Source organism: Bacillus cereus group sp. MG4, assembly GCF_040460055.1.
Lineage (GTDB): Bacteria > Bacillota > Bacilli > Bacillales > Bacillaceae_G > Bacillus_A > Bacillus_A wiedmannii.
In genome coordinates this window covers 4,568,631-4,591,009 of sequence record NZ_JARVGZ010000001.1, presented here as the reverse complement: position 1 = coordinate 4,591,009, position 22,379 = coordinate 4,568,631, and the positions used below count along the sequence as shown (strand labels likewise).

The following is a 22,379-nucleotide window of genomic DNA, read 5'->3' as shown; positions in this document are numbered from 1 at the left end:
TTCAAGAACATTTGTTTCCAATTATAACAACTAATAATAAGTACGTCAAAATAATTATTATAAATAAGTATTATTTCTAATATGATTTTGAATTTTATATGACAATTTATTTAATAGAAAAGCGACTTACTTTTATGCAAGTCGCTTTTCTTCTATTCTTTAATATTTACCCCATACTCTTTAAACCAAACATGAATTTGCGCTAAATGAGCTAAAAGCTGCGGACCAGTCATTAATTGACCGAACCAAGGGGATTGAAATGCACTGCCACCTGACTCAATTAATCCACTCAGCTGTTCTTTATCAAATAGTTCGTGCAAAATTGAGCCTTTATCTGTTAATAAATCTTGTAGCCATACTGTTACCGCTTTTGTATAATGCGGATTATGGGTTTTCGGATACGGGCTCTTCTTTCTATATAAGATGTCATTTGGAAGTAATCCTTCTAACGCTTTACGCAATAGACCTTTTTCGCGGTTTTTATACATTTTCATTTCCCAAGGAATATTCCACGCATATTCGACAAGTCGGTGATCCGCAAATGGAACACGTACTTCTAAGCTTGCCCCCATACTCATACGGTCTTTTCTGTCTAATAATGTTGTCATAAACCATACCATGTTCAAGTAAAATAGTTGTCGTCTCTTTGCTTCAATTGGGCTTTCTCCCTCTAAAACAGGAACTTCTTGAATAGATTCTTCATAACGCTGCTGTACATATTGTTGTAAGTTTAATTTATTTCTCCATTCTTTCTTTAGCAGTTGTTCACGCGCTTCTGTAGAGCGCATCCACGGAAATGCACTCGATTGTAAATCATCTTCTCTATAAAACCACGGATAACCACCAAATATTTCGTCTGCACATTCCCCAGATAAACCGACGACAAAATCTTGTTTAATTTCGCGGCAAAACCATAATAATGAGGAATCGATATCTGCCATACCAGGCAAATCACGAACGAGTACCGCTTCTGTTAAATACTGTGCTAATTGTTCATTTGAAATGACGCAGCGATGATGGTTTGTTTGAAACGTCTCAGTCATCAAATGAATAAATGGCGCATCTGAATTCGGCTGAAACGCATTCACTTTAAAGTATTTGTCATTATCTTCATAATCAACAGAGTATGTGTGTAATTGCCCTTTTCCTGACTTTGCGTATTCTTTCGCAGCAATCGCTGTAATGGCGCTCGAATCTACACCACCTGATAGAAAAGTACATAGTGGTACATCAGAAACGAGCTGCCTTGTAATCGCATCTTGTAATAAAAAGCGTGTTTTCTCTACTGTTTCTTCAAAGGAGTCTTCATGTTTTTTGCTTTCTACATTCCAATATCTCCATATGCATAAACCGTTCTTTGAAAATGTCATCGCATGCCCTGGACGTAATTCTTTTATACCAGCATAAATGCCATGACCAGGTGTTCTAGACGGTCCAAGGCCGAATATTTCGGATAACCCTTCTAACGTTACTTCTGCCTTCACATCTGGATGCGCTAATATCGCTTTTAACTCTGAACCAAATAGTAATCGCCCACTATCATATTTATAAAATAGCGGTTTTACACCTAGTCGATCTCGTGCAATAAATACTTGTTCCTTCTGTTCATCCCATACAGCAAACGCATATATACCGTTTAAATGATCGACACATTCTTCTTTCCATTCAATATACGACGCTAATAGCACCTCTGTATCAGAATGACCTTTGAACGTATATCCTCTTCTTAATAATTCCTTTCGAATATCTTCTGTATTATACAATTCACCGTTATAGCAAATTGCATAATTCGTTTCATCTTTTAAACAAGTCATCGGTTGTTTACCACCCTCAGGATCAACAACGATTAACCGTTTATGCCCAAATGCGACATTGCCTTTAATCCAAACTTTATTATCATCCGGGCCACGCTTTGCTAACGTCTCAGCCATCTTCGTAACGACGTCCCGTTCTCCTTCTAATGAGCGTTTATAATCCACCCATCCTGTAATCCCGCACATACGAATCATCCTTCCATCTTATTTCTTTTCCTAAACGAGCAGTAATCCACACCTTAGAGGTGCGGATCAAAAAAATGAAAAACTTGAAGATAACGTACTATCCGCATACGGAATAGCATTTTCACTCAGTAAAACGTGTGTTATTGTATGCCCACCTATGTCTAGGTGTGTCTAGTTATAAAGAATGCCCGAACTGTCTATAACAGAAATAACTACTTTTTATAAAGGAGAAATCATATATGATACAACGTAACCATATTTTATATAACCAGCCACGCGCTCATACAGTCGGTAATGTAGAATATATAAACAATGAATGGGTATTCTTTGATGATGAAAATGATGAAGCTTTTTTATTAGAAGATATTGTCGAAGATGGATTTGAGATTTTATATAACAACAACTGGCTACCAGCTCGTTTCTATGAACAAGATGTACTACAAATCGCCAACGAACAGCACCATTTGCAAAACGGAGAAATGATACGAATTCGAAAAAAATTACTTCTTAGCTATACGGAATGGCTTGAGGAATTACCTGACTCTGTCTTTACATTATTAACCGAATCATTGCAATCCCTTCATTACTCTTTATATGATTGCATGTATTGTCATAATTATTTATCTTTCCTACCGAAAGAGGAAGCATGCGAAGGAGTAAATATTCTTTTATTTGATAACGAAGAGATGATTTGTACATTGCAGCACCATTTCGTTCGTCACGCTACGTCAAATAAAAACATGTTTCGTTTTACGAAAGTAAACGGAGAAGAGTTGCATATCGATGCAACATAAAGTAAAAAAAACCACCTTATCTCCCAAGTCTTTGAGATTATAAGGTGGTTTTATTTTTTATTAGAATACTTGCCAGCCAATCGGTAATTTCAGTCCAAGGTAAAATACTGCTACTAATGCAACAATAAATAGTCCCCAAACTGCCCCTGTTGCTTTGTTCTTGCTCATTTTTACAAGAACCATTTCCATTCCACCGATAACTAAAATACCAGCTACCATTTTTAAACCATACCACATGTGCATGTTACTTGTTGCAGTCTTCATAATACCCATGTACAACATGAAACCTGTCACAATAATGATAATGTACATAAGACGAAGCCCCATATGTACACCTTTACCTTTTCTTCCTGCTGAATAAAGTGAATACGCAACGAAGAATAAAATTAAACCTAACGCCCATGCTGTAATATGCATATGTACCATCGTATCCCCTACCTCCTCTTTTCACACTTTTTCACTCTATATGATAACATGTTCATTTATTTTCAGGAAATGTTTCGCTTTTTTACATTTAAATGATATAATATTTAGAGTATTTACAAACTTCTTGTAATAACAAAAGGGGGAACAATCATGATTCAAACTAAGGATATTATCGAACTTACAGACACATACGGAGCAAATAACTATCACCCACTTCCGATCGTTATTTCTAAAGCAGAAGGCGTTTGGGTAGAAGATCCTGAAGGAAATCGCTATATGGACTTATTAAGTGCATATTCTGCAGTAAACCAAGGTCATCGTCACCCAAAAATTATTAACGCTTTAATTGACCAAGCTAATCGTGTTACGTTAACTTCTCGTGCTTTCCATAGCGATCAATTAGGTCCTTGGTACGAAAAAGTTGCGAAACTAACTAATAAAGAAATGGTACTTCCAATGAATACAGGTGCAGAAGCTGTTGAAACTGCAATTAAAACAGCTCGCCGCTGGGCTTATGATGTGAAGAAAGTAGAAGCAAATCGTGCTGAAATTATCGTTTGTGAAGATAACTTCCACGGACGTACAATGGGTGCTGTTTCTATGTCTTCAAACGAAGAGTACAAGCGTGGATTCGGTCCAATGCTTCCTGGCATCGTTGTAATTCCTTACGGTGATTTAGAAGCGTTAAAAGCTGCTATTACACCAAACACAGCTGCATTCATTTTAGAGCCTATCCAAGGTGAGGCAGGAATTAACATCCCACCAGCTGGTTTCTTAAAAGAAGCTCTTGAAGTATGTAAAAAAGAAAACGTTTTATTTGTAGCAGATGAAATCCAAACTGGCTTAGGCCGTACTGGTAAAGTATTTGCTTGTGACTGGGACGGTGTAACTCCTGACATGTACATACTTGGTAAAGCACTTGGTGGCGGCGTATTCCCAATCTCTTGTGTAGCAGCAAACCGCGACATTTTAGGCGTATTCGAGCCAGGTTCTCACGGTTCTACATTTGGTGGTAATCCACTTGCATGTGCTGTTTCTATCGCAGCTCTTGAAGTGTTAGAAGAAGAAAAATTAACAGAGCGTTCTCTTCAATTAGGTGAAAAATTAGTTGGGCAATTAAAAGAAATTGATAACCCAATGATTACTGACATTCGTGGTAAAGGCTTATTCATCGGTATCGAATTAAACGAGCCAGCTCGTCCTTACTGTGAACAATTAAAAGCAGCTGGGCTATTATGTAAAGAAACACACGAAAATGTAATTCGTATCGCACCACCTCTAGTAATCTCTGAAGAAGATTTAGAGTGGGCGTTCCAAAAAATTAAAGCTGTATTATCATAATAATAGAGAGGTTGTCCTACATGTTTGGACAACCTCTTTCTTTTTATATTGATTTATACTAAAATGAAATTGCAATTTTCTGTATTTTATTTTAGAAAGCAGGTGCGATATGTTATTAAGGTATGGTAAACATATTAACTATTTAGCTACATCTTTTATTTTAGTTACATTCTTTGGCTTCCTCCTTTCCGTAACATTGCTTAGTCACTACTCAACTTCTACTACATTCACACTACTGAAAGCATCATTTTGGACTGCTGTTACCCTTACTATCATTGGTTTTGGACGAGAAAAAAGCGCACTTACGGTTATACTATTTGGTATTTGTACACTTGCATTCGTCGGTCTTTATACTTTTTCGGTTATCGATTACCTCTATCACCCAAGACCATAGAAAAGAGCTATCTTTTCACAAGATAGCTCTTTTTTCATTTCACTACATTTCGCAAAGTACCAATTCCTTCTACTGTAATGACCACTTCATCACCCGCATGCAAAAACTTCGGTGGTGTGAAACCTTTTCCGACACCAGCTGGCGTTCCTGTTGCGATAATATCGCCTGGCTCTAACGTCATTCCTTTACTTATCGTTGAAATGATTTCTTCTATTGAAAAAATCATTTTATTTGTATTTGAAGTTTGTCTTACTTCCCCATTTACTATTGTTTCAATGTGTAACGCATTTGGCGCTTCAACCATTGATTTATGAATTAGATACGGTCCCATCGGACAAAATGTATCGAAACTTTTTCCAAGAAAAAATTGTTTATGTTTCCTTTGAATGTCGCGAGCAGTTATATCATTTATAATGGTGTAACCAAAAACATGCTCAAGCGCTTTTTCTTTTTTTATTTGTTTCCCTCGCTTACCAATGACGATAGCTAGTTCTCCTTCATAGTCTAGTTCATTCGTTGCGTGGGGGTGACTATTAATTTTTTCATTCATTCCAATAACTGTCGTTGGCGCTTTCGTAAAGATCATTATATTTCCTGGAATTGACTCTACTCCACCCATTTCTATCGCATGCTCACGATAGTTCTTTCCAACGCAAAGAATATTCTTCCTTGGCCTTGGAATTGGTGCTAATATTTTCACCTCAGTTAACGGATAATACGCCGCCCCTTCATTTTCCTTCGCCCAATTTACAATATCACATATTTTTTCAAAGCATTCGGTTCCTCTTTCAATACACTCTAACATTGTAATCGGAATCGTAACCTTTTCCCCTTTTTGTCTTTGCGCTTCTCTTACATGCAATACCTTTTCTTCCTCTTCATCCACAATACCTACAAATACCTTTTCATCTTTTTTCGCCGTTACCAAACGCAATATTTCCACTCTCCATCCTAAAACTCATGACCTTTAATTGTATTCGCATCCGTCAGAAAAAAACCTTCTCATGCACGCTAATTTTTACAATATTCTTCTCATATTCTATTCGTTACCCCTTTATATTTGGCATAAAATGTAGAAATTTTACTTTTTTTAGCGAAGGTGTTTCTTTTTTATTGGTTTTTTGTATAATATGTACTACATATATACTAAAAATTTCATTTAGAGATGGAGCCGATTTCAATGTTTGAGCAAGCGATTGAAAAAAAACGTGAAAAAATGATTTATTTTGCTGAACGCTACGGAATGACTTCTCAAAAAACAGTGGATTGTAGCCAAGAACTGGACAGGCTCTTAAATGTAATTTGGCATGTACATACGGATTTTCACCCTAATCAAACACTCAATACACACACGCAATAACGTGTGTGTTTCTTTTATAAAAAAAAACACATTTTATTGAAAACGCCCATACAATAGTAGAAAAGAAAATTTTAAAAACGAAAGGTGTTTTGTATGCCAGCTATGGTCGGACATATTCGTATCGTCAATATTGGATCAAGTGGTATTTTTCATATTGGAGATGTATTTGCGATTAGGCCTATTAGTTATTCACGCGCTTTTGCTGGGGCCGGCTCTTTTAATGTTGGAGATAACGTTTCTGTCTACAATTATCAAAGCGCAACGACTGTCAATGATTCAGATGTAATTGATCAAGCGATAATTGGTTCAACTTAGAGGAGGCGATTGCATTGAATTTTTATGTAAACCAAAGCATCATCATTAATAGCATTAGAATTGATAGCATTACAACCTCTTCTGTATTCCAAATTGGTACTGCAGGAAGTATTAAAGCTCTATCTAAATTCTCAAATAGCGGTGGATTTACAGAGCCCCTTCGCCCATTGCAGGCGAAAGGACAAATTATTTCTATCAAACCATCAACTAGTTCTTCTTAAGACATCCTTGTCATAAATATATAGCAGGAATATTTTTACCCTCCCTACTGAAAAGGAGGTTTCACAAAATGAATCAAGATATATATACTTACTTACACCAACTTCAACAAGCTCTTCAAGCACAACAAGCAACCATCCTTAACCTAGAAGATCAAGTTCGCCAACTCCAAGAAGAGCTTAACGAATTAAAAAATCGCCCCTCCTCTTCTGTAGGAAAAGTGGAATACAAATTCGATCAATTAAAAGTAGAAAATTTAAATGGTACTTTAAATATCGGTTTAAATCCGTTTTCAGCAAAAGGACAGCAAATTGAAGATTTCCAAGTGGATACAGAAACATTAAAAGTAAATCCTGAAACAGATACAAACCCAGATTTTTACCAAGGCATCCTTCAAGAAATGCATCGTTACTTAGATGAAGAAGCATATAATCGAATTCTCCATTTTGAACAAGAAGAGAGAACGCCGCTTGATGAAATGTATCGACAAATGATGGTTGATGACATAAAAAAACAGATGGAGCATAGACTTCCTTATTATTTATCACAAACGCAATCCTATGAAGGAATTTCAACAGATCCAGATTATTTACGAGATATCATTATTCAAGCGATGAAACATGATATCGACAAAGCTTTCCTCTCTTTTATTCAACACATACCGGGCAATTTCCGAAAGGAGTAAGTATGTATGAATCTTAACGTTGTAAATCGCGAATTAAAAGTTGGCCAGATTAAAATGAACGGCGTATCGTCGTCCGCACTCTTTTTAATTGGGGATGCAAATTTCCTCATACTATCTTCTATTCTTGATACACCATTTGAAACTGTTACAGAGGGTCCATTTGTACCATTAGTCACAGATGTCCCTCCTACTCCAGGTTAAGGAGACTGAGAAACTATGTTACATCATGTGTCTGTTGTCCAAAATGTTTCTATTATTTCTTTAGGGATTAGTGCCGTATTTCAAGTTGGAGATGCCAATCAAATGGAATTAAAAAGTAGAGCTCTTGCCGTCCATAGGGAAATTCCTTGTTATATAAAAGACGAAGGCCGCTTAGACGCATTTGAAATCTTTACAGATGAACACATCACAATCCCAAAACGAACGACAGATGTAAAATTAAACATTGTAAATGAATGCCCTTTTATTGAAGTAAACAATGTTGAATTGCGAACACTTTTAAATTCTGGTTGCTTTCAAATTGGAAATGTTGATTATGTTTTTAATAACTCTCGTATTATGCAAATCCGCCAATATATTACGGATGAACCTTCCGCACAATAATTCATATAGTAATTAAAAAGCTTAGAAAAGTAGGTGGATGGTATGCCTTCTGTTGTTGGAAACCTTGTCGTTCAAAACAGTAATGGATCTTTCAATTTAGGAGATTTTTATAACGTATCTCCGAAAGAAAACACGAAAGCGTATAATGGATCTGGAGCTTCCAATGTTGGATTTGTCGTGAACACTTTTAGCGGCGTTAGCGCAACAAATACGTTTGATTCTGATGTGGCCGATCAAGATCAGATCGGAACAGCGTAAAAAAAGTAGGAGATATTCTCCTACTTTTTTTTTATCTCATTCAAGATTATCAAAAAACTCCACTGTTTACTGTTTCATTTTATTTAAATGATAATCCTCTCTCCTCCAAAGCCTTTCTAAGCTTTGGCAAAGATGCTGGACCCATACCATGTAGTTTTAAAATCTCTTTTTCACTGTATTTTGAGAGTTCTTCTATAGTGTGAATTCCATGATGTTGCAGAGCATTTCGTGCTGGTGATGACAGAAGTGAAAGAAATCCTGTTTTAGGTTTCTTTTCTTTCTCACAATCTGGGCAAGTTGGACAATCGCTACTTTTATAATACTCATGTCCCTGTTCACAAGTTCTTAACGTTTTTTCCATTGCCATTTTCAAGTCCCTCTATTCCTCAACTTTGACAACATGATTGCCATCAAAGAAATATAAGCATTTCTCTTTCACAGGATGTTGCAAGCTTTTTTCAAGCGCCTTTGCATATAACGAAAGCTGTACTTTATATCGATCTTCTAAAATCGGTTTCGCTTGATCGAATCCGCCTGGGAACTTCCCTTCAATCGTATCCGTTTTGAAGTCGATTAAGGTGATACCATCTTCCTCTTCAATCATGCAGTCGATAACCCCTTGGACAAGAATTGTTTCATCACTCTTACCTTGCCAATCTTGATACGCCTCTTCTGCTGCAAGCATCATCGTAAATGGTACTTCACGCTCAACACTTTTCGCCGCTAATACCCTTTTACCTAGGTCACTGTCAAAGAATGAAATCACTTTTTTAATTGCTATTTCTTCTGCTTGTTCGAATGTTAATAATTCCTTATTTACCATTCCGGCAATTTGCTCTTGAAGAACTTCAATCGTAATTGGTTTCTTCAAATCTACATGTTGCATAACAGCATGGACTGCTGTCCCACGCTCTGCGTACGTCAATCCTTTTTTCTCCATAAAACGAGGACGCGTTTTAATTGGTGCACGCAGTTTTTTAATAAAAGCATTATCGCTACCTTCTTCTGATTGGTAGTTTCTCTTTATTTCTGTAACAGACTGTTTCGCACGGTGAGATGTTGCTTCCTCATATCCGTACTTCCACATTAATCTGTCGTACACTTCTTCTTTCCGTTCACTTTGTAGCGGAACAGCTTTTTTCTCACGAAGTGCTTCTAGTAATTCTTGTTTCTCTTCTTGAACCGGTTCTGGTGCAAGTAACGTTTTGCCGTCAACAACTTCTACTTTCCAGTTCGTGTCATATTCATAAATTTCACCTGGAATGCTTCCTTGTCCTAATTCAAGAAGCATTTCACTATCACGATGTCTATATAATGAAGGTGCAATCCAGTCTAAATAACAAGACGCTCCGGCACGTATATGGTCTGGTAATAACCATTCACTATGCTCCCTTGCATCGAGCCATTTTTCCATTTCTTTATTGGCATCTTTAACCGTTCCAATTAAAATTAATTTCTCTTTCGCACGCGTTAACGCTACGTATAACACGCGCATTTCTTCCGCGATTAATTCCATTTTCATTTTACGCTTAATTGCTAGTTGCGATAATGTCGTATATTTAATTCGTTTACGAGGATTGATAAATTGTGAACCGAAACCGAAGTCTTTATGCAGTAAGAAACGTTTCATTAAATCTTGTGTATTAAAACGACGACCTAGTCCCGCTACAAATACGACTGGGAACTCAAGTCCTTTACTTTTATGAATCGTCATAATACGAACGACATCTTCTTGTTCACCTAAAGCTCTCGCAGTTCCCATATCATCACCGCGTTCTAAAATACGCTCAATAAAGCGTAAGAAGCGGAATAATCCTCTAAACGATGTTGCTTCATATTGTCTTGCGCGGTCATATAGTACACGCAGGTTTGCTTGCCTTTGCTTTCCGGCTGGTAAACCGCCAACAAAGTCGTAATAACCTGTCTCACCGTACACTTTCCAAATTAAATCAGAAAGTGACTGTTGACGCGCGAATTCACGCCATCCTTGCAGTAAGTTATAGAACCACTCTAATTTATCATGTAGTTCTTGCTCTTCTTCAAGTGGTGCCCCTTTTAAGAATGTGCTCATTACTTCATAAAACGAACCTTTCTTCCCGTGAGCACGAAGCGTCGCAAGTTCCTCATCATTTAACCCAACGATTGGTGAACGAAGTACGGCGGCAAGCGGAATATCTTGCATCGGATTATCGATCACGCGGAATACGTTCATCATAATATTTACTTCTGTCGCTTCAAAGTAACCAGTCGCAAGATCAGCGTATACTGGAATTCCTTGCAGCTTTAACTCTTCCATAATTTGCGGCGCCCACGGCATAGAGCGAAGTAAAATAACGAAGTCACGGTATTGTACAGGGCGCATACTATCTGTTTTACGATCATACACTTCATAACCTGAATCAACCATCGCTTTAATACGCTGCGCCATAAGGCGAGCTTCAAGTTGTGCTTTTTCTACTTCCGCACCTTCTTCTCCGTCTATTACCTCTTCTTCCGTTTGCTGAATGCATAGTAGTTCTGCCGCTACATCTTCACCTTCTGGATAGGTAGCACCTAGCTTCAATTCAGCGTCTGCATCGTAGTCGATTTCTCCGACTTCTTCACCCATAATTTGTTTAAAAATAAAGTTCGTACCTGCTAACACTTCATGACGGCTACGGAAGTTTTTCGCTAAGTCTATCTTCATTCCGCCGCCTAATCCTTCTTGCGTAAAGCGTTTATACTTTCCTAGGAACAGGCCTGGTTCTGCTAGTCGGAAACGATAGATCGACTGCTTCACGTCACCTACCATGAACAAGTTCCCTTCACTCTCAGAATCTTTCGTTACGAATTTAATAATGGATTCCTGCACAAAGTTCGTATCTTGATATTCATCAACTAGTACTTCAGCAAATTTATTACGATATTGAAGTGCTACTGCTGATGGCTTCATTTCACCACTTTCACTTTGTTCACTTAAAATTTGTAAGCAGAAATGCTCTAAATCTGTGAAATCGACCATTCCTTTATCACGCTTCATCGCTTGGAAACGCTCTGTAAATACTTTTACAAGCTGTACGAGTTTTTCTAATACAGGATGCATGTCTTGAAAATCTCGTAAGAAACTTTCAGGTCTGCGGCTAAATAACTCTTCTTGTAATTTTTTCACTTCATCTTTCGCTTTATTACGAAGAGAGTCTACTTGTTTTACAACATCCTCGTTGTAATCACTTTTCTTAATACGCTTTAACGTTTGCCACGATACGTTTTGCATCGCTTCATAAACGCTTGTCCACGATTTACATGCTGCTGATGACAACGTTCCAAGTAAAACTGCATCAGCTTGCAGTGTTTCAACGCGGGGCGCCGGACCGTCAGGAAGCATTGCGAGTTCAGTCGCTTTACGAATATGTGCCTCTGCTGTTTCAAGCTGGAATTTCACATCTTCTAATAAGTAAGAAGCGTACACTAAATCTTCAATTGTCTTTCCTTCCACGTCGTATGCTTCTACTAATTTATCGAGCCATTTTTCCGGATTTGGATGCGCTCTTGATTCTGTATGAAGCGCTAAAATCATACGCTGTAAGTCATCATCACTACGGTCACTCGTATAACGATCAACGAGTTCAAAGAAAATACTATTATCTTCAATTCCGTACTCTTCTTCTAATATGTCATCTAATACTTCTTCTTTTAACAGTTCATTTTCCGTTTGATTCGCAATGCGGAAACGAGGATCCACATCAAGCATGTAATAGTATCCTCTAATTACTTGTAAACAAAAGGAATGGATCGTCGAAATAGAAGCTTTATTTAATAAGCTAAGCTGCTTTCTTACGTGCTGCGATCCTGGCTCATCAATTAATACCTTTTCTAACGCTTCCCCAATTCTGTTTTTCATCTCTTGCGCCGCTGCATTCGTAAATGTTACAACGAGCAGGCGGTCGACATCGACTGGGTTTTCTTCATTTATAATCTTTTTAATAATACGTTCAACTAATACTGCTGTTTTCCCTGATCCAGCTGCTGCCGCAACTAAAATATCACGTCCGTTCGCTACAACCGCTTTCCACTGGTCATCCGTCCACTGACTGCCTTCTGGTTTTTTAGGCCAATTTTCAATCATTCTCCGCCAACCTCCTCTCTAATTTTCTCCATCGCTTCGCTATCTTTCATATCTTTTAGCGTACGGAACTGGTTATCTTCAAGTGATTCATCGAACTGACAAACAGATTTGAAGTTACAGAACGTACACGCCGCTTTATTCCCCTTCTTATAAGGAGCAATATCGATAACGCCTTCTGTAATGTCTTTTCCGATATTTTCAAACGTATGGTGTACATATTGTTGAAGTACGTTAAACTCTTGTTCACTTGCAATACTCGAACGCGCACTAAAGCTACCGTCTTTTTTCAAACCAGCAGAAATAATATCAGAGCTTCCTGTTGAAAGTTTGTTATCCATTAAACGAACAACATCAGCATCTCCTAGTACGAGTCCTTTCATTTTAAATTTCTTTAAAATCTCTTTCTCAATTTCTGCTTCAGATGCGTCACCCTTCATCTCAACGATCGGGTTATGAATATGGAAGTACAGTACACCAGCCGGTGATGCAGTACCTCCCTTTTTCATCCACGTATGTGCATTTGAAGTAACAACATCTAAATACGTTAACATTTGAAGTGCTAATCCGTAATATACTTCTGTTAAGTCTAACGCTTTTGAGCTTGATTTATAGTCAATAATACGTAGGAACGTCCCGTTTTCATCTTCTGCCTTATCAACACGGTCAATACGGCCAACTACTTCCATCTTCACGCCATTTGGTAATGAGAATTCCATCGGCGGAAGCGATCCTGTACCGCCCATACCGAATGGCACTTCTAAATCAACTGGTACGAAACCACTTGACTTCGCATGTTCACGAAGAATGATTGATGTACGGAAAATGATTTGTTGTAGTTTTTGTTTTAAATAGAAATGACGATTTGAACTTAATAAAATTTGTCTTTGTAATAACGGTGCAATCTCTTCTATTACTACAGCCGAAAGATGCTCACACTCTTTTATTGATAAATCCGCCCAAGTACGGTTTTCACGTAATAGCCTGTCTGCAATTCTCTTCAGCGCTGCATGGAATAGTTCCCCGATATCTGGCGCATCCAATTTGAAAATGTCACGCTCTCTTAACGATAAACCGTGCTGCGCGAAATGAGCATATGCGCAACGGTTAAATAGTTCCATACGAGATACGCTTCCTTTTATTTTATCTCCATATAAATCTCTACTTACAACTGTACTTAGCTTTTGCGCACGATTTCGGTAGAATAAACTTGATAATACGCGGCTACTTTTTTGTTTCCATTCATCTGAAGTTACGTAGAAGTTATATACATCCCACCAAAAATCTAAATTCCCTTCAAATCCATATCGCTTCCACGTTTGAAGTTGCTGCATAACATATGACAACGTTACTTCTGGCGTTGCTACGTATGAAATTTGTTCCGAACGTGATAAATCATTTACGTCATTTGTAATAAATGTATCTTTCACATCAGGGAACATTCTTTTTATTTTCTTAATAAAGCTAGACGCAAGTAATGTCTTCCCTTCCTCATCTGCAAGCGGGCATGAAATATATAATTTCTCAGTTGCTCTCGTTACCATTTGGTACATAACGAACTGTTCTTCTAATAAGGTTTGTCTCGTCGTTGGTGCTAATTCGATACCTGCAACACTAAGAACATCTCTTTCCTCATCAGAAAGCATCCCTTCATCCATCGGTGCTGCCGGAATAACTCCTTCATTCACGCCAATGACAAATGTTGCTCTCACATTTGATAATCTAGAACGATCAATATTAGCAATTAACACTTGGTCTAATGACGGCGGAATGTTTGCAAATTGAAGCGCCTCAAGACCTGTCGACATAACGTCTGTGAACATAGAAAGTGACATTTTCTCTTCGCCAAGCATCTCAACGAACGTATCAAGAAGACTCATTACTTCTTCCCATACTTGCTCATGATCTGTCGCAAATAAGAAATCTCCGCTCTCTTCTGCACGAATACGTAATGCTTCTAGTTTTTTCGGAACGTCTAGCTCTTCTAAAAATAAATAAACAGCTTCGCACATTTGCATAACTGTCCCCGCTCGCTTCAGCCTTTTTTGCATACGAATAACAGGCGTTCTTACAACGTCGCGCAGTCGATTTATTCTCTCTTCCATTTCACGTTCACTGTCTGTAATCATCTCGTCTGTATCGTCAAGAGAACGATAGCGGCGATACATCCACGGATCCTCAGAAGTCCATCTCTTCCCTTGTACACCGTACGCTAAACAGTAGTTTTCAAACTCATCCATCTCTTCGCGCATCGTTTCTTTTCTTACGTCTAGTGGATATAAAAGCTCTGTTTTCACGCAGCGGAACACTGCATCATAACGCCAATTTCCGCTAATAATCTCGAGTGCAGAACGAATGCATTCTACTAGCGGATGATGTGACATCGGGCGTTTTTCATCGATGAAATGCGGGATATTATAATCTGTAAATAGCGTTCGCATCACATCGTAATAACTTTCTCCGTTACGAAGAAGGACTGCAATATCTCGGTAACGATAGTCTTCATCTGCCACAAGTCTACGAATTTCACGGGCAACACCTTCTACTTCAGCTCGTAAATTCGCTGCTGTACTAATCGTTACACTTGCTTCTCCGTGAAACTTTTCATTTGGACGTGCTTCGTAATGCGTTTCTAAATGCGCTAATGCTTGCGAATGAAAACGCGGTTGTTCCATAAGTGGAATCGTTTTTTCAATTTCTATCTTCTCTTCACGCGCCACTTGCTTTATTTTTTCATACGTTAACGTCGTTTCATAAAATAAATCTAGTTCATTTACTGGCTGTGCTAACGTTTTTTCATCTATCGTTAACGTGATCGTAACTCGCGCACCGCAAATCATAAGCTGTCTTACAATTTCTAGTTCTTGCGGTGAAAATGAATGAAATCCATCTATATAAATTTCAGCCCCATTTACATATTCAGACTGTGGAAGCTTTTCGACTAGCAATTGTAGGTAGTCTTCTGAATCCAAATATTTTCCGATTAAAGCACGTTCAAAATCATCATATAATAGTTGTAAATCATACACTTTATTCGCTAATAGCTTTTGTTCTGCACTGCTACTATGCGCATCTAATTGTTGCCACATTTCATATACGTTAGATGGCGTCACGTTGTAACGTTTAAACTCCGCAATCATACTGCCAAGATGTTCAAAGAAACCGTTTTGCTCCGCTGCTTTTTGGAACACCGATAATCCATCTTTACGAGACTCTACAATTTTACGAAGTAACATATGTACGCCCGCTTCATCAATGTGAAGACGACTCGCTCCACCAACTTCTTGCAGTACCTTCCACGCTAATCGTGAAAAACTAAAAACTTGTGCCCGAATAGAACCTCTTACATCCTCACTACCAATTAACGCCTGCTGCGTTTGGAATGTCATCTGTTCTGGCACAAGATATAATATTGTTTTCCCTCTTGGGCGTTGCTTTAACTCTTCCTGCACTTCGTGTAAACAAAGTGTACTTTTTCCACTTCCCGCTCTACCAATTACAAATCGAAGTGACATGTAACCCCACCTTTCACTTACATAACGAACGTTAGTTTGCTACTATAATTGTATTATAGTACACGAAAAAAGACAAACAGAGTAGTTTGTCTTTTTCTATACTTCTACCTATTATATCAACCTTTTGAAAAATTCGTTTGCACCTCTTGAATTGGCCAATATCGTAAATCAACTTTACCGACAACTGTATCAGCTTTTACAAATCCAAAGTGTCTACTATCCCAGCTCCCGAGGCGATTATCACCTACTACAAAAATATATCCAGGCGGCACCGAATTTTCTTTCGTTAACTCTTCTAGTTTAAAATCACCCGTCAGTTGTCGTCCATTTATCTCTTTCTTATATGTCTCTAAATAAGGTTCATCCACGAATTGTCCGTTTATATACAGTTTATCATGCTTATATTCAATTTGATCCCCAGGTAAACCGATAATTCGTTTTACGTAGTCCTCTTTTTTATTCGCATGAAATACAACAACATCAAACCTGTTCAAGTCCCCTACTTGATAACTCACCTTATTTACAACGAGCATATTGCCATCTTGCAATGTCGGCATCATTGACTTCCCCTCTACAACGTACGTTGAAAAGAAAAACGTTCGAAAAAATACAGCTAATAATACACCAATTAAAATTGTTCGTATCCACTCTATGCCTTCTTTTTTCAAAGTTTTCTTCATCAGCTTCTCCCCTTATCCTTTAATAATGAAGCCTGCATTTATAAAGTGAAACTGAATCGGCGGGAGTTTTGTTCATCCCACTCCTTATCAGCCGCACCAATCCAGCATTTACGAGCAACAAGGCTCTCACCTATCCAACCGAATTTTGAGGTGGGAGTTTTACTACCCTCAAATAGCTGAATAAAGAAGACTATTCTTAATGTAGTTCTAACTTTACTTCGATTTTCTTACCGACATACCATAAAATAAAAATAGCAATTGCTACAATGACTGATTTCACCGGATTATGAATAAATGACATTAAATCATGACCGATATACGTTAAAATAAAAATCATCACAAGCTTTCCGAACGCGAGCGCAAGTCCAAACTGCTTTACACTAATGCGAGATAAACCAGCAACAACATTTATAAGCGCAGACGGTGTAAACGGAAAACAAAATATGACGAAAATTGGCGCAAACCCTTTCCTTTCAATCCACCCCATTGCCTTTCGTACTCTCTCATGCTTATTTACAAAAGAAAAGAAACGACTTCGGCCAAAATGGCGGATAATGAAAAAGACAAGTAAGGCGCCCATTACTGATCCAAGCCAAGAATAAAGAAAACCGAGCCAAAACCCAAATGCAACAGCATTCGCCAGTACAAATACGATGAGTGGCAATGCCGGAATCAACGCTTCTATCATCGGTAAACCAATACCAAGAAGTGGTCCGAACGCTTTATAGCTTTCAACAATATGATCCATATTTTCTGGTGAAAAATACTCTTTGATTGTCTGAAAATCCATTCTACACTTTACCCCTTTACTCTAAGTACTACCTCTACTGTATCATTGCTTATATGAAAGAGGAAATGGTAGATACGACATATGGAGATGTAATTATTAAGTTTCCATATCTTTCATTAGAATTCCTTCATTATTACGCTATGATAATCTTTCAATATTCGACAATATTTAAAAAGGAATAATATACATAGTGACACTCAGTACTTTTCAAAAATAAATTCGCTGTGCATAATGCTGTTTTTATATCAACAATACACCCTATAAATAAAAAAGAGGTTAACCCGAGTAGCTATTCAGCTACTTTTGGGTCAAACTCTTTTTGAATTTCAATATAATTTTAATAATAAAATTTAATGATTCTTTTTATCTTTAAGAAAAAGAATTACAGCAATTATTACTAGAACAATAACTATGGTATCTAAAACATATGATACCGTTTTACTTAAACTTATTAATTCCACACTCATAATCCCTGCATACAAGCTTACAAATATCATTAATAAATCGTATGTCTTTTTTAATTTTAAGTAACGAATTACAAAAAATACTGAAAAACTAAAGAAGAAAATCGTACTGATGATAGTCATATTTCACTCCTATATCATTATTCAAAACAAGCAGAATAAATACTTCCTAAAGCAAAGAAATCTAGCAACGCTTGTTTAGCTTCTGGTCCCGCTGCACTTGCTGCTTTTTTCATATTTAATACCTATTTTTTATTCAATAATTCGAAATCGATATAACCTCTTTCGATATTAATATATATATTAAAAGACTCAATACTATTTTTTAAACTACTTCTAAAATCCTTTTTACACATCCTCTTCTCTAACAACATACACTCTCTCATAAGCTGGTCTTAATGTCGATTCATCCCTTTGATCAATCTCTTTAAAACAAGGGTTTCCTTGTTTTTTTCTACGATCTTCATATTCAGTACGCAATTTCGCTGTACGATTTTGTTGATTTTCAAAACTACTTTTTGATATTTCTAATTTCACAGCAAAGCCATTTATAAATCTAACAATAACATTTCCATCTTTTAACTCTTTATTACTTTCAATATAAAACTGAGACAACCAAGAGCATTCTTTTCTAGAGTAAGAATAAGTAGGGAAAAAATAAAGTTGATCTGCCGGACTAATCGCAATCGGTGCTTTATGTGTAATATGAGTTAACTCTTTCGTTCCTTCTTTTCTGCCTAAGAAACTAGAGCCATGCTTGCGGCAACTTCTTTCTATAATATCTAGGGGCTTTTGAAATACAAAAAAAGAATCTTCCATCTCAACAACTCGTGTAACGATTTTCTTTTCACTTAGAATAACAGGAAGTAAGGCCATTGTATTTTTATTTACCACATAGTTTTCGACATAGCGTTCTACTTTACTTTCCATATTCTACTGTCTCCTTTTTTCCATTTATATTAGCAGCTGCATATATAATTTTAGCATCTATGAAAAGAAAATGGTTTACAGATTCCGCTTTTTTACAATAATTTATCATTTATCAAACATCTTTTAAATTATAAATTAACAATATAGTGATTTTATAATAAAAATCCTATATAAAATGTATTTATACTACCTATAAATATTTACAACTGCTTCCTCATTTCGCATCATTACGACAATTAACTTTGCTATAATTAAAAGAAAAATCCAATATATGGAGGTCCACTATGGAAGAAAAAGAAATGCAACCAACGATTCAAATGAAAAATAGTAGCATTGTGATCGTGAAAAATTCAGCTAGTATTATATTCGGTTTGTTTTTCATTCTACTATTCTTCGCAAAGCCTTTTCGTAAATCGAAATGCTCTGAATGTAAGAAACGTGAGAAGAAAAAGATTGGAAAAGAAGAGTAAAAGGCCTTCCATTTTGGAAAGCCTTTTACTCTTCTTCGTCCTCAAAAAAACCGACTATTTTTTCTTATTCATCTAAAACGGGCGAATGAGATTTCTTCAATCGTATTGTGTAGATCTTCTTTATTCCCACTACGAACATCGAGTATGACTTCATTTATATACTTTTCCCCCAAATATACTCATTATGCTCGTATATTACAACAAAAAAAAGGATGGCAGCAGCCATCCTTTTTCCATAATGAACTATAAAATTATAGTTTGATTACGTTTTTAGCTTGAGGTCCACGGTTACCATCTTCGATTTCGAAGCTAACTTTTTGACCTTCTTCTAGAGATTTGAAACCTTCAGTTTCGATTGCAGAGAAATGTACGAATACATCGTTTTCGCCTGGAACTTCGATGAAACCGAATCCTTTTTCGTTGTTAAACCATTTTACTTGTCCTGTTACTGCCATAATTATTTCCTCCTAAAGAAAACACAATTTATTTTAGTCTTCCTGTATAAAAAAAGAATCCACACATTATCAAACACGAAACATAAACTAGTTCTCACATACTTTTTCTCGTTCGTTTTTCGGCACTTGATAATATATGGATTGCTTAATTTAACTATTCAACTGACTTCATCATAGCATACTTAAAATGAAATGTACAATCTTTTTTGAAAATAACTGACAAATTAAATTGATTGTACATTCGTAAATAATTGATTTTAGTATGTGCGGATTTCACTATGAAGTGAACACAAACATCATTTGAACGCGATTACATCCCTTGTTCTGAAGTGTTACAATATAATCGTACAGTCGTTATATTGGAGGGGATTATATGTCAAACTACACCAACGAGGAAAAGCTTACAGGGGGAAATGTATCAAATGTGTATCGTTCTGAAAATACTGTTCGGCGAGAATTAAAGCCAGGTAGCGCAAAAATTCATACATTATTACAGCACTTAGAAAACAAAGGGTTTCATCATGCTCCAAAGTTTTTAGGTGTAGATGAAAAAGATAGAGAGATTTTATCCTTTATTGAAGGAGACGCTGGGAATTATCCTTTAAAAGAATATATGCGATCTAATGATGTTTTAAAGGAAATAGCAAAGATGCTCCGCCTTTATCATGATGCGGTAAGTGACTTTCCCTTATCAGATGAATGGCAACCGATGGATCGTACTCCAAATGACATTGAGGTTTTATGCCACAATGATTTTGCTATATATAACATTATTTTTAATGACGAGAAACCAGTAGGTATTATTGATTTCGATGTCGCTGCTCCTGGTCCAAGAATTTGGGATATCGCTTATACGCTTTATACTTGTGTACCTTTAAGTAGAGTGTATTATACAGAATCAGGTGAGGCAGTTCATTATGAATCGGCACAACATGCTAGCCGTATGAAAGAAAGAGTGAAATTGTTTGTCCAGTCCTACGGTAAAAGTATGGACGAAGATTACTTAGGAATAGTGTTACTACGATTAGAAGCATTATGTACATATATGAAAAGAAAAGCACAAGAAGGCGACTTATATTTCCAAAGAATGATTGATGAAGGACATTTAGAGCATTATAAGAAAGATATGCAGTTTATTCGCGATCATAGAGCTGAGTGGATTTGATACTATCGTCTTTTTTGTCGGTAAGTCGATATATTTGAAAAACCGTTGATGTATTTCCATTTACTCTCGAATCATTCCGAAAATAACAAGGGCACCCTTTAAAAAGGTGCCCCTTCCTTTTATTTCGTAAACTGTGCTTCTTCTGTAGATCCTTTTAGCGCTGTCGTTGATGAAGTACCACCTGTAATAACTTGAGCTACTTCATCAAAGTAACCTGTTCCTACTTCGCGTTGGTGACGAGTTGCAGAGTAGCCGTGTTTTTCTGCTGCGAATTCTGCTTGTTGTAGTTCAGAGTACGCTGCCATGCCGCGCTCTTTATAGCCACGTGCTAATTCAAACATACCGTAGTTTAACGAGTGGAATCCAGCTAGTGTTACGAACTGGAACTTATAACCGTAAGATGCGATTTCTTTTTGGAAGCTTGCAATTGTTTTTTCATCTAATTTTTGTTTCCAGTTAAATGAAGGTGAACAGTTATATGCAAGCAATTTCCCTGGATGCTCTTTATGAATTGCGTCCGCAAATCGTTTTGCATCCTCTAAATTTGGTTCAGATGTTTCGCACCAAACGAGATCTGCATAAGGAGCGTATGCTAAACCACGTGCAATTGCTTGATCAAGACCTGCTTTCGTACGGTAAAATCCTTCTGGAGTTCTTTCACCTGTAATAAATGCTTTATCAACTGGATCAATATCGCTCGTAATTAAATCTGCTGCATCCGCATCTGTTCTTGCAACAATAATTGTCGGCACTCCCATTACGTCTGCTGCAAGGCGTGCCGAGATTAAATTACGCACCGCTGTTTGCGTTGGTAATAATACTTTTCCGCCTAAATGGCCGCATTTTTTCTCTGAAGATAATTGATCTTCAAAGTGCACACCTGATGCACCTGCTTCAATCATACCTTTCATCAGTTCAAATACGTTTAGTTGTCCGCCAAATCCTGCTTCTGCATCTGCTACAATCGGTACGAAATAATCTGTATCATCGCTTCCTTCCATATGCTGAATTTGATCCGCACGTTGAAGCGTTTGATTGATTCGTTTTACTACAGCAGGTACGCTGTTCGCTGGATATAAACTTTGGTCTGGATACATATGTCCAGAAAGGTTCGCATCCGCAGCGACTTGCCATCCACTTAAATAAATTGCTTTTAGCCCAGCTTTCACTTGTTGCATCGCTTGGTTTCCTGTTAATGCGCCAAGTGCGTTAATATAATCTTCCGTATGAAGCGATGACCAAAGCTTTTCAGCACCGCGGCGCGCTAATGTATGTTCAATATCAATTGACCCGCGCAAGCGAATTACATCTTCTGCCGAATATGGACGTGTAATCCCTTTCCAGCGCGTATCTAGTTCCCAGCTCTCTTGTAATTTCTCGATTCTTTCGTTTTTCATTTGTTCCATCCCCTTT

23 protein-coding genes are annotated in these 22,379 nt (G+C 37.2%); 12 read left to right on the top strand and 11 right to left on the bottom strand.

From position 1 onward, the window contains the following. Positions 1–152: 152 nt before the first annotated feature. Positions 153–2,000: an asparagine synthase (glutamine-hydrolyzing) gene (asnB, locus tag QCI41_RS24125; RefSeq protein WP_353836465.1), complete on the bottom strand. Its 1,848-nt coding sequence runs from the start codon at positions 1,998–2,000 to the stop codon at positions 153–155. A 239-nt stretch (positions 2,001–2,239) separates the two neighbouring features. On the opposite strand from asnB, the gene QCI41_RS24120 reads away from it, so the two are divergent. Continuing rightward, the gene (locus tag QCI41_RS24120) at positions 2,240–2,794 is read left to right on the top strand and encodes a DUF2777 domain-containing protein (protein WP_000616070.1); all 555 of its coding nucleotides are present in this window, start codon (positions 2,240–2,242) and stop codon (positions 2,792–2,794) included. A 60-nt stretch (positions 2,795–2,854) separates the two neighbouring features. Here the strand turns inward: QCI41_RS24120 and QCI41_RS24115 are convergent, their stop codons facing one another. Then, entirely contained in the window at positions 2,855–3,220 is a 366-nt protein-coding gene (locus tag QCI41_RS24115; RefSeq protein WP_000233492.1) for a YisL family protein, read from the bottom strand. A gap of 150 nt (positions 3,221–3,370) precedes the next feature. On the opposite strand from QCI41_RS24115, the gene rocD reads away from it, so the two are divergent. Together rocD and QCI41_RS24105 are read left to right on the top strand one after the other, a co-directional pair. After that, complete coding sequence (gene rocD, locus QCI41_RS24110) at positions 3,371–4,561, top strand: ornithine aminotransferase (RefSeq protein ID WP_060489299.1); 1,191 nt, start codon at positions 3,371–3,373, stop codon at positions 4,559–4,561. A 109-nt stretch (positions 4,562–4,670) separates the two neighbouring features. Beyond that, positions 4,671–4,955 carry a hypothetical protein gene (locus QCI41_RS24105; RefSeq protein WP_046956998.1) on the top strand — a complete coding sequence of 95 codons (285 nt, stop codon included), beginning with the start codon at positions 4,671–4,673 and terminating at the stop codon, positions 4,953–4,955. Positions 4,956–4,989: 34 nt separating this feature from the next. Here QCI41_RS24105 and QCI41_RS24100 read toward each other — a convergent pair whose 3' ends face one another. Continuing rightward, positions 4,990–5,889, bottom strand: a complete 900-nt coding sequence (locus tag QCI41_RS24100; protein ID WP_353836466.1) for a fumarylacetoacetate hydrolase family protein — start codon at positions 5,887–5,889, stop codon at positions 4,990–4,992. A 246-nt stretch (positions 5,890–6,135) separates the two neighbouring features. Between QCI41_RS24100 and QCI41_RS24095 the strand changes: the two genes are divergently transcribed. The 7 genes from QCI41_RS24095 (at position 6,136) to gerPF (ending at position 8,395) form a co-directional block, all read left to right on the top strand. Continuing rightward, positions 6,136–6,315 (top strand): aspartyl-phosphate phosphatase Spo0E family protein, encoded by a 180-nt coding sequence (locus tag QCI41_RS24095; RefSeq protein WP_000462847.1) that lies wholly within the window; start codon positions 6,136–6,138, stop codon positions 6,313–6,315. 93 nt (positions 6,316–6,408) lie between these two features. Beyond that, the gene (gene gerPA / locus QCI41_RS24090; protein ID WP_001111187.1) at positions 6,409–6,630 is read left to right on the top strand and encodes a spore germination protein GerPA; all 222 of its coding nucleotides are present in this window, start codon (positions 6,409–6,411) and stop codon (positions 6,628–6,630) included. 14 nt (positions 6,631–6,644) lie between these two features. Beyond that, a complete protein-coding gene (gene gerPB, locus QCI41_RS24085; RefSeq protein WP_001012513.1) occupies positions 6,645–6,851 on the top strand; it encodes a spore germination protein GerPB in 207 nt (68 codons plus the stop codon). 68 nt (positions 6,852–6,919) lie between these two features. Further along, positions 6,920–7,534, top strand: coding sequence for a spore germination protein GerPC (gene gerPC / locus QCI41_RS24080; RefSeq protein ID WP_001070746.1), 615 nt, complete (start codon positions 6,920–6,922; stop codon positions 7,532–7,534). 6 nt (positions 7,535–7,540) lie between these two features. Beyond that, the gene (gerPD, locus tag QCI41_RS24075) at positions 7,541–7,735 is read left to right on the top strand and encodes a spore germination protein GerPD (RefSeq protein ID WP_001052804.1); all 195 of its coding nucleotides are present in this window, start codon (positions 7,541–7,543) and stop codon (positions 7,733–7,735) included. A 15-nt stretch (positions 7,736–7,750) separates the two neighbouring features. Continuing rightward, positions 7,751–8,137 (top strand): spore germination protein GerPE, encoded by a 387-nt coding sequence (locus tag QCI41_RS24070; protein WP_000902337.1) that lies wholly within the window; start codon positions 7,751–7,753, stop codon positions 8,135–8,137. Between the two features lie 42 nt (positions 8,138–8,179). Then, positions 8,180–8,395 (top strand): spore germination protein GerPF, encoded by a 216-nt coding sequence (gene gerPF, locus QCI41_RS24065; protein WP_001141570.1) that lies wholly within the window; start codon positions 8,180–8,182, stop codon positions 8,393–8,395. A gap of 79 nt (positions 8,396–8,474) precedes the next feature. On the opposite strand, the gene QCI41_RS24060 is transcribed toward gerPF, so the two are convergent. From QCI41_RS24060 to QCI41_RS24030, 6 genes are all read right to left on the bottom strand, one after another. Beyond that, complete coding sequence (locus QCI41_RS24060) at positions 8,475–8,762, bottom strand: RNA polymerase alpha subunit C-terminal domain-containing protein (protein ID WP_353836467.1); 288 nt, start codon at positions 8,760–8,762, stop codon at positions 8,475–8,477. Positions 8,763–8,774: 12 nt separating this feature from the next. Further along, positions 8,775–12,500: a helicase-exonuclease AddAB subunit AddA gene (gene addA, locus QCI41_RS24055; protein WP_353836468.1), complete on the bottom strand. Its 3,726-nt coding sequence runs from the start codon at positions 12,498–12,500 to the stop codon at positions 8,775–8,777. After that, positions 12,497–16,012 carry a helicase-exonuclease AddAB subunit AddB gene (gene addB, locus QCI41_RS24050; RefSeq protein ID WP_353836469.1) on the bottom strand — a complete coding sequence of 1,172 codons (3,516 nt, stop codon included), beginning with the start codon at positions 16,010–16,012 and terminating at the stop codon, positions 12,497–12,499. The genes addA and addB overlap by 4 nt, the downstream gene beginning before the upstream one ends. Before the next feature lie 116 nt (positions 16,013–16,128). After that, positions 16,129–16,692: a signal peptidase I gene (gene lepB, locus QCI41_RS24045; RefSeq protein ID WP_000751908.1), complete on the bottom strand. Its 564-nt coding sequence runs from the start codon at positions 16,690–16,692 to the stop codon at positions 16,129–16,131. A 196-nt stretch (positions 16,693–16,888) separates the two neighbouring features. Next, on the bottom strand, positions 16,889–17,482 hold the full coding sequence (locus QCI41_RS24040; RefSeq protein ID WP_353836470.1) for a TVP38/TMEM64 family protein: 594 nt from the start codon (positions 17,480–17,482) through the stop codon (positions 16,889–16,891). Between the two features lie 812 nt (positions 17,483–18,294). Continuing rightward, positions 18,295–18,876: a competence protein ComK gene (locus tag QCI41_RS24030; protein ID WP_000444423.1), complete on the bottom strand. Its 582-nt coding sequence runs from the start codon at positions 18,874–18,876 to the stop codon at positions 18,295–18,297. Between the two features lie 284 nt (positions 18,877–19,160). On the opposite strand from QCI41_RS24030, the gene QCI41_RS24025 reads away from it, so the two are divergent. Continuing rightward, positions 19,161–19,346 (top strand): hypothetical protein, encoded by a 186-nt coding sequence (locus QCI41_RS24025; protein WP_000391438.1) that lies wholly within the window; start codon positions 19,161–19,163, stop codon positions 19,344–19,346. Positions 19,347–19,597: 251 nt separating this feature from the next. Here the strand turns inward: QCI41_RS24025 and cspA are convergent, their stop codons facing one another. Beyond that, entirely contained in the window at positions 19,598–19,801 is a 204-nt protein-coding gene (cspA, locus tag QCI41_RS24020) for an RNA chaperone/antiterminator CspA (protein WP_000301521.1), read from the bottom strand. A gap of 373 nt (positions 19,802–20,174) precedes the next feature. Here cspA and QCI41_RS24015 point away from each other — a divergent pair, with 373 nt between their 5' ends. Further along, positions 20,175–20,966 (top strand): phosphotransferase, encoded by a 792-nt coding sequence (locus tag QCI41_RS24015; RefSeq protein ID WP_353836471.1) that lies wholly within the window; start codon positions 20,175–20,177, stop codon positions 20,964–20,966. A 119-nt stretch (positions 20,967–21,085) separates the two neighbouring features. Here QCI41_RS24015 and aceA read toward each other — a convergent pair whose 3' ends face one another. Then, positions 21,086–22,363: an isocitrate lyase gene (gene aceA, locus QCI41_RS24010; protein ID WP_000787360.1), complete on the bottom strand. Its 1,278-nt coding sequence runs from the start codon at positions 22,361–22,363 to the stop codon at positions 21,086–21,088. Positions 22,364–22,379: the final 16 nt, after the last annotated feature.